Genomic DNA, 12,494 nt, shown 5'->3' on the forward strand with positions numbered 1-12,494 from the left:
TGGGTAAAGGATGTTAAAAAGTGTTCACCATGTCCCCGAACACCTGTCTACCATGTCCCCGGACTGTACACCCACGGGGAGAGGGGGAATACACGCCGCTTTACCTATGATGCCGCGATAAACAGATCCCGCAGCTGATGCAGCTGGTCGCGGATCTGCGCCGCCTCTTCGAACTCCAGGTTCTGGGCATGCTGCATCATCTGCCCTTCCAGCTCGTGGATCTTCTGCTGCAACGCCTTCGGCGTCAGTACGACGGTATCTTCTTCCACCACTGAACGTGCCTTGCCGCGACCTTTCGCTTTGGTCTTCGCAATGTTCTGACCGAGCGCCAGAATATCCACCACCTTCTTGTTCAGCCCCTGCGGTGTAATGCCGTGCTCTTCGTTGTAGCGCTGCTGCTTCTCGCGTCGGCGTTCCGTTTCGCCAATCGCTTTCGCCATCGACGGGGTGATTTTGTCGCCGTACAGAATCGCTTTCCCGTTGACGTTACGCGCGGCGCGGCCAATGGTCTGGATCAGGGAGCGTTCAGAGCGCAGGAAGCCCTCTTTATCGGCGTCCAGAATCGCCACCAGCGAAACTTCCGGCATATCCAGACCTTCTCGCAACAGGTTGATCCCCACCAGCACGTCAAACTCGCCCAGACGCAGATCGCGGATAATCTCCATGCGCTCCACGGTGTCGATATCCGAGTGCAGATAGCGCACCTTCTCACCGTGTTCTTCAAGATACTCGGTCAGGTCTTCCGCCATGCGCTTGGTGAGCGTCGTCACCAGCACGCGCTCGTTGATGGCGGAACGGGCGCGGATCTCAGAGAGCAGATCGTCCACCTGGGTCGCCACCGGGCGCACTTCGATAATCGGATCCAGCAGCCCGGTCGGACGGACCACCTGGTCGATCACCTCATCGCCCGATTTTTCCAGCTCGTAGTTGCCCGGCGTAGCCGACACGTAGATGGTCTGCGGCGCCAGCGCCTCAAACTCTTCAAACTTCATCGGACGGTTATCCAGCGCTGACGGCAGGCGGAAGCCGTACTCCACCAGCGTCTCTTTACGCGCGCGGTCGCCGCGGTACATCCCGCCGATCTGCGGGATCGTGACGTGGGATTCGTCGATCACCAGCAGACCGTCGGCCGGAAGGTAGTCAAACAGCGTCGGCGGTGGCTCGCCCGGCCCGCGCCCGGAGAGGAAGCGCGAGTAGTTTTCGATACCCGAGCAGTAGCCCAGCTCGTTCATCATCTCCAGATCGAACTGGGTGCGCTGGCTCAGGCGCTGCTCTTCCAGCAGCTTATTGTTAGCCAGAAGCACCTTACGGCGCTCTGCAAGCTCCTCTTTGATCTCTTCCATCGCCTGCACGATACGCTCTCGTGGCGTCACGTAGTGCGTTTTAGGGTAGATGGTAAAACGCTGTATCACCGACTCAACGTGGCCGGTCAGCGGGTCGAACAGTGACAAACGCTCGACCTCTTCGTCAAACAGCTCGACGCGCAGCGCCATATCGTCCGATTCCGCCGGGAAGATGTCGATCACCTCACCGCGCACGCGGAACGTCCCGCGCTGGAAGGCCTGGTCATTACGGGTGTACTGCAGCTCGGCCAGACGGCGCAAAATTGCGCGCTGATCGATGATCATCCCCTGCGTCAGGTGCAGCATCATCTTGAGATAGAGATCCGGATCGCCCAGGCCGTAAATTGCCGAAACAGACGCGACCACAACCACATCGCGTCGCTCAAGCAGCGCCTTGGTCGCAGACAGTCGCATCTGTTCGATGTGTTCGTTCACCGAAGCATCTTTCTCGATGAAGGTATCAGAGCTCGGCACATAGGCTTCCGGCTGGTAGTAATCGTAGTAGGAGACAAAATACTCCACCGCGTTTTCCGGGAAGAACTCTTTCATCTCGCCGTAAAGCTGTGCCGCGAGGGTTTTATTGGGTGCAAGCACCATCGTGGGGCGCTGCAGGTCAGCGATCACGTTGGCGACAGTAAACGTTTTGCCCGAGCCGGTTACCCCCAGCAGCGTCTGGTGCGCCAGCCCGTCTTCCAGCCCCTCTTTAAGACGACGGATCGCCTCAGGCTGATCGCCAGAGGGGCGGAAAGCAGAATTCAGTTTGAACGGTTTACTCATGGGCGACGACCTGATGACGTTAAAAGCGGCAGGTGAGTAATTTTACTCGTTGTTGCCAGGAATGCCAGTAAAAAACACTGGATGAAAAACCAGTAGCGTGTCAGGATATTTAGCATAGCGGCGGAGTCATTAGCGCGTTAGCGGACAAAATTTAGGCTCTGACGAGATAAAAAACCAGCCAGGTTGGGTTATCCCCAGAACTTTTTCTTTTTTAACATTTGTCAAGCCAGGTAATGATAGTTTTATGGCAACGAGTGACACTTTCATTACGGTAATTGCTTTTATCTAAGCAATTAAATTTTAAAAGATATTTTCTAAAGCCGCGTTTCGCGTCAATTTGGGCGAAAGCCGCGTCTTCTCTCGCTTATCGCGTGTTTTCTAACTCTAATGCACATGGTTATCCACAGGAATAGTGGATAACTGCTTCCAGCCCGTGTAGACCGCCGCTCAGCAAATTCCCGGATTTTCCCACGAGGCGGCAACAAAAAATTTTTATAGCTCTTTTTTGACGATAAACAGTTGAGTCATTCATAACCAACAGATGCGATCCTGCTCACATTTCAGCCATTTTTTGTCCTGCACCACAACTCACCATTCCCGGCACCGTCGATGTGCAAGCCACGCGTTTTTACCCTGCTCTCCTGTGGCTTATTCCTAAAAAAGTCGTTTTTTTAATCGATTTCAGGTTTCTGGCAAGCGTTTTGCAGCTTCACGTCAGGCCTATCCCTACGCATTTTTAAGGAGAGAAAGATGTTGAGTCTGCGTGCAGTGAATCAGTTTTACGGAAGCCAACATACGCTATGGAACGTGGATTTGGATTTTCCGCAAGGGATGTGTACAGGCGTCATAGGCCTGCCGGGGATGGGCAAAACCACCCTGATGAACTGCATTACCGGAAACATCCCCGTCGAAAGCGGCACGATTATCTGGCATGAAGCGGGCGCACCGCCGCGTGATTTGCTCAGCCCGGCACCGGAACAACGTTCAGAGCCGGGAATAGGCTATGTGCCGCAGGACAGGCGTATTTTTTCTCAACTGACGATTGAGGAGAATCTGCATATTGCCATGCGGGCGATGGGGAAACCCGACCCGGCGGCGAAAAGCGACGTATACGATCTGTTCCCGGAACTCTACGCGCGACGTCAGACGCGGGGCAATGCCCTTTCGCCAGAGGATCAGTATCAGCTTGCCCTGGCGAATGCACTGGTCAACCGCCCGCGGATGCTGATTCTGGATGAGCCTACGCATGGGACAGGACACGGATTTGCCCAGAAGCTGGCGCAGCTGCTGGTGCGCTTAAACCGGGAGTTAGGCATGACGGTGCTGCTGGCAGAGCAGCAGCTGTCGTTTATCCGCCGGGTGGCGGATCGGTTTTGCATGCTTTATCGCGGGCGTAACGTGGCTCAGGGCCACGTTAGCGAGCTGAACGATGAGCTTATCGCCCACTGGATGTCGCGGGAAGCAAGACGCTGAGGTCGAGATAACGCCCGGTTTCGGCCTGCTCAGCATCGCCAGCAATCCAGGGGATTTCCCCGAGGAACGGTGCCGGGAGCACGCGCTTGAGGGTCGCCAGATACTCCTGATGCCGCCTGCCCGGCGCAACCACGTCGTTGGCTATCCAGCCTGCCAGCGTCAGCCCTGCCTGTTGAACGGCCTGCGCCGTCAGCATGGCGTGATTGATGCAGCCCAGCTTCACGCCGACGACCAGAATGACCGGAAGCCGCTCGGCCTGCACCCAGTCAGCAAAGGTCTGCGTGTCCGAAAGCGGCGTAAACCAGCCTCCCGCACCTTCCACCAGCACCCAGTCGGCCTGGCTTTCCAGCGTCCGTAACCCGGCAGACAGCACGGCGAAATCAATTGGACGGCCTTCGTCAGCGCTGATAATGTGCGGCGACGTCGGCTCGGCAAAGGTATAGGGATTCACCGCCGAATAGGCAAGCTCAAGGCTACTGTTACGCTGGAGCGCCAGCGCGTCGGTGTTGCGTAACCCTTCCGCCGTCATCTCGCTGCCGGAAGCCACAGGCTTATATCCGGCGGTGTTTTTTCCGAGCAGTCGTGCCGCCTGCAGCAGCGCAGCGCTGGCAACCGTTTTGCCCACTTCCGTATCCGTGCCGGTAACAAAATAACGTTCAGTCACGTTCGATAATCCCATGAAAAAGTTGATAAGAGAGCGGGAAAAAGCCCCGCTGCTGCGGCCAGGCCAGTTCCAGGTGTTGCAGCTGCCCCCGGGTCAGCGGTTTTTTCTCCCGCCCGGCGTGCAGGTGCGTGGCGCCGATGCCCTTCAGAGAGCGCATGGCGCTGAACGCGTCGCTAAAATTAAGCGTGATGGTTTGCACCGTGCTGCGACAGCGCCAGCCTGCCAGCGCCTGCGTCACCTGCTCATACGATAAAAAGCGGTTCGCGTGCGGCTGCTCATCCACCGCTTTCCACGCCTGATTCAGCTCCGGCAGCGAACTTTCCAGCAAGGTGGTAAAGGCCACCTTTCCGCCCGGTCGTGCGACGCGATAAAGCTCGCGTAACGCCTGCGGCAGGCTGCTGCACCATTGCACCGCCAGATGGCTCCAGACCAGATCGAACTGCGCGTCCGCCAGCGGGATAGCCTCGATATCCGCCACTACATAGTGGTGCGCCGCCTGCTGCTGGCGCGCCTCTTCCAGCATGGCGGGCGACAGGTCGATGGCCGTCACCTCGCTCCCCGCCTCGCGCCAGTAGCGGCTGTTGCTGCCGGGACCACAGCCGGCGTCCAGCACCTGCGGGAAGCGGTTCTCGCCAAGCGCGGCCAGAAGCCCCTGCGCGCTCTGGCGCTGGAGTTCATCGTGCTGCGAATAGCTCCGCGCGGCCCGGCCAAACGCCGCCGCAACGGCCTGCTTATTCACCGGCATCATGAAGCGCCTCCAGCAGCGTCTGGATATCCTGCGCCTCATGCGCCGCCGTCAGGGTTAAGCGCAGACGCGCGGTGCCCGGCGGAACGGTTGGCGGACGAATGGCCGTTACCCACATCCCCCGCTCGCGCAGCGCCTGGGCCAGCGCCAGCGCGCGGCCGTTTTCGCCGACAATCACGGGCTGGATGGCGCTCTGCGAATCGGGACTCTGGAAGGGAAGCGCCGCCAGTCCCTGACGGAAGCAGGAGATGTGCTCTGCCAGCTGCTGACGGCGTTCATCCCCTTCTGCGCTACGGATCACCGCCAGCGACGCCGACAGCGCCACGGCCTGCGCCGGGGGCATGCTGGTGCTGTAGATGAGGTGACGGGCAAACTGCAGCAGATAGTCGGCGACAGATTCGCTGCACAGCACGGCGGCGCCGCTGACGCCAAAGCCTTTACCGAAGGTAACTACCAGCAGTTCCGGCTTCACGTTTTGTTGATGGGCGCTGCCGCGTCCTTCATCGCCCATCACGCCGGTGCCGTGAGCATCATCGACCAGCAGCCAGGCGTTTTGCCGCTTTGCAGCCTCGTGAAGCGCGGCAAGCGGCGCACTGTCGCCGTCCATGCTGAACACCCCTTCCGTGACCGCCAGCTGTTGCCCATCGCAGGGTTTATCAAGCAGCGAGGCGAGCTGTGACGCATCGTTATGGGCAAAGCGGCGCAGCTGGGCGGGACTTAAGTTTGCCGCCTCCAGCAGCGAGGCGTGGCTTAAACGGTCGGCGACAATGCGGTCCTCTTTACCCATCAGGGCCGTGATGACCGCCTGGTTGGCGGCAAACCCGGAGATAAACAGCAGCGCGCGCGGATAGCCCAGCCAGTCGGCCAGTTCTTCCTCCAGCGCCTGATGCGCCGTGGTGTATCCGCTGACGTGCCCCGAGCCACCGCTGCCCACGCCAAACCGCTCCGCGCCCTGCTGCCAGGCGCGGACGATGGCCGGATGCTGGCTCAGCCCGAGATAGTCATTGCTGGAGAAATTACAAAACTGCCGTCCCTCGCGGGTCAGAAAACGGCCCGCGCCGTTTTCCACCACCCTGCGAACGCGAAACGCCTCTGCCGCCCGGCGTTCTTCCAGCGCGGCATTAATCCGTGCCTGCCAGGTCATACGGCTGCCGCGTTGTAGAACTGGTCGGTGTCGGCGTTGAGAATCTGCTGCTCCAGCTGCTGCTGTTGCTCGTTATCGCCCGTCAGCACCCCGGTCTGGTGCGGGTTCAGCCCCAGCTTGCGGAACAGCTGAACGTCTTTGTCCTCTTCCGGGTTCGGCGTGGTCAGCAGCTTGCAGCCGTAGAAGATGGAGTTGGCCCCGGCCATAAAGCACATTGCCTGGGTCTGCTCGTTCATCTGCTCGCGGCCCGCAGAGAGGCGAATGTAAGACGTTGGCATCATGATGCGCGCCACCGCGATAGTGCGAATAAAATCAAACGCATCCACGTCCTCGTTATCCGCCAGCGGCGTGCCCTTGACCTTCACCAGCATGTTGATGGGCACGCTTTCCGGCGGGGTCGGCAGGTTCGCCAGCTGCAGCAGCAGGCCCGCACGGTCTTTCACCGTTTCGCCTAAGCCCACGATGCCGCCGGAGCAGACCTTGATCCCTGCATCACGCACTTTGTCCAGCGTGTCCAGACGCTCCTGGTAGGTACGCGTGGTGATGATATTGCCGTAAAACTCCGGCGAGGTGTCGAGGTTGTGGTTGTAGTAGTCCAGCCCCGCGGCCGAGAGGCGCTGCGCCTGCTCCTCGTTGAGCGTACCGAGGGTCATGCAGGCTTCGAGGCCCATCTCCTTCACGCCCTTCACCATCTGCTCCAGATAGGGCATGTCGCGGTCATGTGGATTCTTCCACGCGGCGCCCATGCAGAAGCGGGTTGAACCGGCGTTTTTCGCCTTGCGCGCGGAGTCGAGGACCTGCTCGACTTCCATCAGACGCTCGGATTCGAGACCGGTTTTGTAGCGCGCGCTCTGCGGGCAATATTTGCAGTCTTCAGGACAGGCGCCGGTCTTGATCGACAGCAGCGTGCTGACCTGAACATGACGAGGATCGAAGTGCTGACGATGCACCTGTTGGGCTTCAAACATCAGCTCAAGGAAAGGTTTGTTGAATAATTCAGTAACTTGCGACATCGTCCAGCGTGCGTGGTGAGCCATGGGGCTTCTCCAAAGGGTTTTGTTAATTTTCGGTTCGGTTTATACTCGTAAACCTAAAACTTTTCAAAATGGTTTACAAGTCGATTATGACCCAGGACGATCTCGCCTTCGACAAGCAGCATATCTGGCACCCTTACACCTCCACCACCCGCCCCCTTCCCGTCTATCCGGTGGCCTCCGCCCACGGCTGCGAGCTGCATCTCGCCAGCGGCGAGCGGCTGGTTGACGGGATGTCCTCCTGGTGGGCGGCCATTCACGGATACAACCATCCGCGCCTGAACGCGGCGATGAAGGCGCAGATTGACCAGATGTCGCACGTGATGTTTGGCGGAATCACCCATCAGCCCGCGGTGGATTTATGCCGTCGCCTGGTGGCGATGACGCCTGAATCGCTGGAGTGCGTTTTCCTGGCCGATTCCGGCTCGGTGGCGGTGGAAGTGGCAATGAAGATGGCGCTGCAGTACTGGCATGCGAAGGGCGAAACGCGCCAGCGGTTCCTCACCTTCCGCAACGGCTATCACGGGGATACCTTCGGGGCGATGTCGGTGTGCGATCCGGATAACTCCATGCACAGCCTGTGGAAGGGGTATCTGCCGGAAAACCTGTTCGCCCCTGCGCCGCAGAGCCGCTTCGACGGCGAGTGGAACGAGATGGACATGGTCGGATTCGCGCGGCTGATGGCGGCGCATCGTCATGACATCGCCGCCGTGATCCTTGAGCCGATCGTGCAGGGCGCGGGCGGAATGCGGATGTACCATCCGGAATGGCTGAAGCGTATTCGCAAGATGTGCGACCGCGAGGGCATTCTGCTGATTGCCGATGAGATCGCCACCGGCTTTGGCCGCACCGGCAAGCTGTTTGCCTGCGAACATGCGGGTATCGCCCCGGATATTCTGTGCCTCGGCAAAGCGCTGACCGGCGGCACCATGACGCTCTCCGCCACCCTCACCACTCGTCAGGTTGCCGACACCATCAGCGACGGCGAGGCGGGCTGCTTTATGCACGGCCCGACGTTTATGGGCAACCCGCTGGCCTGCGCCGTGGCAAGCGAAAGCCTCGCCATTCTGGAGAGCGGCGAGTGGCAGACGCAGGTCGCGGCGATTGAGGCACAGCTGAAAGGAGAGCTGAGCGCCGCCTCGGGGGCGAATTTTGTGGCGGACGTGCGCGTGCTGGGTGCCATCGGGGTGATTGAAACCACCCATCCGGTGAACATGGCGGCGCTCCAGCGCTTCTTCGTTGACCAGGGCGTCTGGGTGCGGCCTTTCGGCAAGCTTATCTACCTGATGCCGCCGTACAGCATCACGCCGGAGCAGCTGCGTAAATTAACCGACGCGGTCGTAACAGCCGTTAACATTCCCGCGCATTTCGCGATTTAATCCCATGCGTTACACTTCCTGAACGAGTGAATAACGAGGGTAAACCGTATGAAAATCATCAGTAAAGATCTGCGCGACGGTGAAAAACTCCCGGAACGCCACGTTTTCAACGGCATGGGCTATCAGGGGGATAATATCTCCCCGCACCTGGCGTGGGACGACGTTCCTGCAGGAACCAAAAGCTTTGTCGTGACCTGCTACGACCCGGACGCGCCGACCGGCTCGGGCTGGTGGCACTGGGTTGTGGCGAACCTGCCCGCCGACACGCGCGTGCTGCCGCAGGGTTCCGGTTCAGACCTGGTTGCCCTGCCTGAAGGTGCCATTCAGACGCGCACTGACTTTGGTAAAGCGGGCTACGGCGGCGCGGCGCCACCAAAAGGGGAAACCCACCGCTATATCTTCACGGTGCATGCGCTGGATGTGGAGAAGATTGAGGTCGATGAAGGGGCGAGCGGCGCGATGGTCGGGTTTAACGTGCATTTCCATTCCCTGGGGAGCGCGTCGATTACGGCGATGTATTCCTGAAAAAAGCCGGGTGGCGGCTACGCCTTACCCGGCCTGGATTTCGCATTCGTAGGCCCGGTAAGCGCAGCGCCACCGGGCAAAACATCACAGCACCGAAGGTAGCAGTCCCACAAGGCGTCCCTCTTCCAGAAGCTGCATCGCCTTATCAATATCCGGCGCAAAGAAGCGGTCGTCATCGTAATGCGTGACGTGCTCGCGCAGCACATGGCGCGCCTGCTCCAGCAGCGGGCTGGATTTAAGCCCTTCGCGCAGATCGATACCCTGACACGCCGCCAGCCACTCCACCGCCAGCACGCCGCGGGTGTTGGAGGCCATTTCCCAGAGACGACGCCCGGCAGCCGGGGCCATCGAAACGTGATCTTCCTGATTCGCCGAGGTTGGCAGGCTGTCCACGCTGTGCGGGTGCGACAGGGCTTTGTTCTCGCTTGCCAGCGCTGCGGCCGTCACCTGAGCGATCATAAAGCCTGAGTTAACCCCGCCGTTACGCACCAGGAACGGTGGCAGCTGGGACATGTGTTTATCCATCATCAGCGCGATGCGGCGCTCGGACAACGCCCCGACCTCGGCAATCGCCAGCGCGATATTATCCGCCGCCATCGCCACCGGCTCGGCGTGGAAATTGCCCCCGGAGACCACCTCGTTTTCCTCGGCGAATACCAGCGGGTTGTCGGAGACCGCATTGGCCTCCACCAGCAGCACCTCTGCCGCCTGGCGCAGCTGCGTCAGGCACGCGCCCATCACCTGCGGCTGACAGCGCAGGGAATACGGATCCTGTACCTTCTCGCAGTTATGGTGTGAATCCGCAATCTCACTCGTGTCGGTGAGCACGTGGCGGTACATGGCGGCGGCATCAATCTGCCCGCGCTGGCCGCGCACCGCGTGAATACGCGCGTCAAACGGACGACGCGAGCCGAGCACCGCCTCGGTGGTCAGCGCACCGCACACCACCGCGGAGGCAAAGAGATCTTCCGCTTCAAACAGGCCGCGCAGCGCGAAAGCGGTCGACGCCTGCGTGCCGTTAAGCAGCGCCAGCCCCTCTTTCGCCGCCAGCGTGATCGGGTTTAACCCGGCTTTTTTCAGCGCCTCTTTCGCAGGAAGCCACTCGCCCTGCCAGCGCGCTTTGCCCTCACCCAGCAGCAGCAGCGACATGTGCGCCAGCGGGGCGAGATCACCGGAGGCGCCGACGGAACCTTTTGCCGGGATCCACGGATAGACTTCTGCATTCACCAGGGCCATCAGCGCCTGGATCACGCTCAGGCGAATGCCCGAGAAACCGCGCGCCAGGCTGTTGATTTTGAGCACCATCATCAGACGGACAATCTCATCGTCAAGCGGCTGGCCGACGCCTGCCGCGTGCGACAACACCAGCGAACGCTGTAAGTTTTCCAGATCGTGCGTGGCGATGCGGGTCTGCGCCAGCAGGCCAAAGCCGGTGTTAATCCCGTAGGCGGTGCGACCTTCGGCAACAATCGCTTCTACGCAGGCGACGCTGTCGTTTATCGCGGCGTGGGCGCTTTCATCAAGTGAAAGGGTGACCGGCTGGCGCCAGACTTTACGCAGCTGTTTGAGCGTCAGCGAGCCGGGAGTGAGTGTTAACGCGTTCATGCATGCTTTCCTTGTGTGGCAGGGATCATCGGCAGGTTCAGTCCCTGCTCTTTGGCACAGTCAATGGCAATCTCGTAACCCGCATCCGCGTGACGCATCACGCCGGTTGCCGGGTCGTTGTGCAGCACACGGGCAATGCGCGCGGCCGCTTCATCGGTTCCGTCACAGACGATGACCATCCCGGAATGCTGGGAGAAGCCCATCCCGACGCCGCCGCCGTGGTGCAGAGAGACCCAGGTGGCGCCACTGGCGGTATTCAGCAGGGCATTAAGCAATGGCCAGTCGGAGACCGCGTCAGATCCGTCGCGCATGGCTTCGGTTTCACGGTTTGGGCTGGCGACGGAGCCGGAGTCCAGATGGTCGCGACCAATGACGATAGGCGCGGAGACTTCACCGCTGCGCACCATTTCGTTGAAGGCCAGACCCAGCTTTTGCCGCCACTCCAGTCCTACCCAGCAGATGCGCGCCGGCAAGCCCTGGAAGCTGATGCGTTCGCGAGCCATGTCCAGCCAGTGGTGCAGGTGTTCGTCATCGGCGACGATCTCCTTCACTTTGGCGTCGGTTTTGTAGATATCTTCCGGGTCACCGGACAGGGCAACCCAGCGGAACGGACCGATACCGCGGCAGAACAGTGGACGGATATAGGCAGGCACGAAGCCGGGGAAGTCGAAGGCGTTATTTACGCCCATCTCTTTCGCCATCTGGCGGATGTTGTTGCCGTAGTCAAAGGTTGGAATGCCCAACTGGCTGAAGGCCAGCATCGCGGAGACGTGTTCCGCCATCGAACGCTTAGCCGCCAGTACCGTGCCTTCAGGGTCGGTTTCCGCTTTTTGCTGGTAGTCTTCCCACGTCCAGCCTTTTGGCAGGTAACCGTGCAGCGGGTCATGGGCGCTGGTCTGGTCGGTAACGAGATCCGGACGCACGCCGCGGGCAACCAGCTCCGGCAGAATATCCGCCGCGTTGCCGCACAGGGCAATCGACACCGCTTTGCCTTCAGCGGTGTACTTTTTGATGCGCGCCAGCGCGTCATCGAGATTCTCGGCCTGTTCATCAACGTAACGGGTACGCAGACGGAAATCAATGCGGCTCTGCTGGCATTCAATGTTCAGCGAGCACGCGCCGGCCAGCGTGGCGGCCAGCGGCTGCGCGCCGCCCATCCCGCCCAGACCGGCGGTAAGCACCCAGCGGCCTTTCAGCGAGCCGTTATAGTGCTGACGCCCCGCTTCCACGAAGGTTTCGTAGGTGCCCTGCACAATCCCCTGGCTGCCGATGTAGATCCAGCTCCCGGCGGTCATCTGGCCATACATCGCCAGCCCTTTCGCGTCCAGCTCGTTGAAGTGTTCCCAGGTGGCCCAGTGCGGCACGAGGTTAGAGTTGGCGATCAGCACGCGCGGCGCGTTCCTATGGGTTTTAAATACGCCAACCGGCTTGCCGGACTGCACCAGCAGGGTTTCGTCATGTTCGAGTTCGGTCAGAGATTTTACAATTGCGTCATAGCATTCCCAGTTGCGCGCGGCGCGGCCAATGCCGCCGTAGACCACCAGCTCGTGGGGGTTTTCCGCCACTTCAGGATCGAGGTTGTTCATCAACATGCGCAGCGGGGCTTCGGTGAGCCAGCTTTTGGCGGTAAGGGTGGTGCCACGCGCGGCGCGGACATCCTGCTGGCGGTATTTACCTGACGACATTGTGTGCTCCTATACGGGACAGATGATGCATTTAGATATACTTGTATAGACAAGCACACACAAGGTCAGATTTAACAAAAAAGATACAATTTTGTTATATTGCGTTAGCGATCACGCTTA

Annotated in this window: 10 protein-coding genes; 3 read left to right on the top strand and 7 right to left on the bottom strand. The window is 60.0% G+C overall.

Annotated features, from left to right (window positions below; genetic code table 11):
• Nucleotides 1-104: 104 nt before the first annotated feature.
• Nucleotides 105-2,120, bottom strand: coding sequence for an excinuclease ABC subunit UvrB (gene uvrB, locus IM314_RS20630; protein ID WP_028012419.1), 2,016 nt, complete (start codon nt 2,118-2,120; stop codon nt 105-107).
• Nucleotides 2,121-2,870: 750 nt separating this feature from the next.
• Here uvrB and IM314_RS20635 point away from each other — a divergent pair.
• Entirely contained in the window at nt 2,871-3,593 is a 723-nt protein-coding gene (locus tag IM314_RS20635; RefSeq protein WP_193359314.1) for an ABC transporter ATP-binding protein, read from the top strand.
• Here the strand turns inward: IM314_RS20635 and bioD are convergent.
• The 4 genes from bioD to bioB are packed head-to-tail and all read right to left on the bottom strand — an operon-like array spanning nt 3,556 to nt 7,183.
• On the bottom strand, nt 3,556-4,257 hold the full coding sequence (gene bioD / locus IM314_RS20640) for a dethiobiotin synthase (RefSeq protein WP_041910735.1): 702 nt from the start codon (nt 4,255-4,257) through the stop codon (nt 3,556-3,558). The two genes, IM314_RS20635 and bioD, sit on opposite strands and share 38 nt — an antisense overlap.
• Nucleotides 4,250-5,005, bottom strand: coding sequence for a malonyl-ACP O-methyltransferase BioC (bioC, locus tag IM314_RS20645; RefSeq protein ID WP_193359315.1), 756 nt, complete (start codon nt 5,003-5,005; stop codon nt 4,250-4,252). Before bioC ends, bioD begins: the two co-directional genes overlap by 8 nt.
• A complete protein-coding gene (gene bioF, locus IM314_RS20650; RefSeq protein ID WP_193359316.1) occupies nt 4,989-6,146 on the bottom strand; it encodes an 8-amino-7-oxononanoate synthase in 1,158 nt (385 codons plus the stop codon). The genes bioC and bioF overlap by 17 nt, the downstream gene beginning before the upstream one ends.
• Entirely contained in the window at nt 6,143-7,183 is a 1,041-nt protein-coding gene (gene bioB, locus IM314_RS20655; RefSeq protein WP_193359317.1) for a biotin synthase BioB, read from the bottom strand. The genes bioF and bioB overlap by 4 nt, the downstream gene beginning before the upstream one ends.
• A 68-nt stretch (nt 7,184-7,251) precedes the next feature.
• Here bioB and bioA point away from each other — a divergent pair, with 68 nt between their 5' ends.
• Nucleotides 7,252-8,559: an adenosylmethionine--8-amino-7-oxononanoate transaminase gene (gene bioA, locus IM314_RS20660; RefSeq protein WP_193359318.1), complete on the top strand. Its 1,308-nt coding sequence runs from the start codon at nt 7,252-7,254 to the stop codon at nt 8,557-8,559.
• Between the two features lie 48 nt (nt 8,560-8,607).
• On the top strand, nt 8,608-9,084 hold the full coding sequence (locus tag IM314_RS20665) for a kinase inhibitor (RefSeq protein ID WP_028012412.1): 477 nt from the start codon (nt 8,608-8,610) through the stop codon (nt 9,082-9,084).
• An 84-nt stretch (nt 9,085-9,168) separates the two neighbouring features.
• Here the strand turns inward: IM314_RS20665 and hutH are convergent, their stop codons facing one another.
• Together hutH and hutU are read right to left on the bottom strand one after the other, a co-directional pair.
• Nucleotides 9,169-10,689 carry a histidine ammonia-lyase gene (gene hutH / locus IM314_RS20670; protein WP_193359319.1) on the bottom strand — a complete coding sequence of 507 codons (1,521 nt, stop codon included), beginning with the start codon at nt 10,687-10,689 and terminating at the stop codon, nt 9,169-9,171.
• Nucleotides 10,686-12,374 (bottom strand): urocanate hydratase, encoded by a 1,689-nt coding sequence (gene hutU, locus IM314_RS20675; protein WP_193359320.1) that lies wholly within the window; start codon nt 12,372-12,374, stop codon nt 10,686-10,688. Before hutU ends, hutH begins: the two co-directional genes overlap by 4 nt.
• Nucleotides 12,375-12,494 lie beyond the last annotated feature (120 nt).

Origin of the sequence: Enterobacter cloacae complex sp. P42RS (assembly GCF_014930595.1) — a bacterium.
In the GTDB taxonomy this organism is placed as follows: domain Bacteria; phylum Pseudomonadota; class Gammaproteobacteria; order Enterobacterales; family Enterobacteriaceae; genus Enterobacter; species Enterobacter bugandensis.

Coding starts and splice junctions, on each gene's coding strand:
- uvrB (WP_028012419.1), bottom strand. CDS start 2,120: ATGAGTAAACCGTTCAAACTGAATTCTGCTTTCCGCCCCTCTGGCGAT.
- IM314_RS20635 (WP_193359314.1), top strand. CDS start 2,871: ATGTTGAGTCTGCGTGCAGTGAATCAGTTTTACGGAAGCCAACATACG.
- bioC (WP_193359315.1), bottom strand. CDS start 5,005: ATGATGCCGGTGAATAAGCAGGCCGTTGCGGCGGCGTTTGGCCGGGCC.
- bioF (WP_193359316.1), bottom strand. CDS start 6,146: ATGACCTGGCAGGCACGGATTAATGCCGCGCTGGAAGAACGCCGGGCG.
- bioB (WP_193359317.1), bottom strand. CDS start 7,183: ATGGCTCACCACGCACGCTGGACGATGTCGCAAGTTACTGAATTATTC.
- bioA (WP_193359318.1), top strand. CDS start 7,252: ATGGTTTACAAGTCGATTATGACCCAGGACGATCTCGCCTTCGACAAG.
- IM314_RS20665 (WP_028012412.1), top strand. CDS start 8,608: ATGAAAATCATCAGTAAAGATCTGCGCGACGGTGAAAAACTCCCGGAA.
- hutH (WP_193359319.1), bottom strand. CDS start 10,689: ATGAACGCGTTAACACTCACTCCCGGCTCGCTGACGCTCAAACAGCTG.
- hutU (WP_193359320.1), bottom strand. CDS start 12,374: ATGTCGTCAGGTAAATACCGCCAGCAGGATGTCCGCGCCGCGCGTGGC.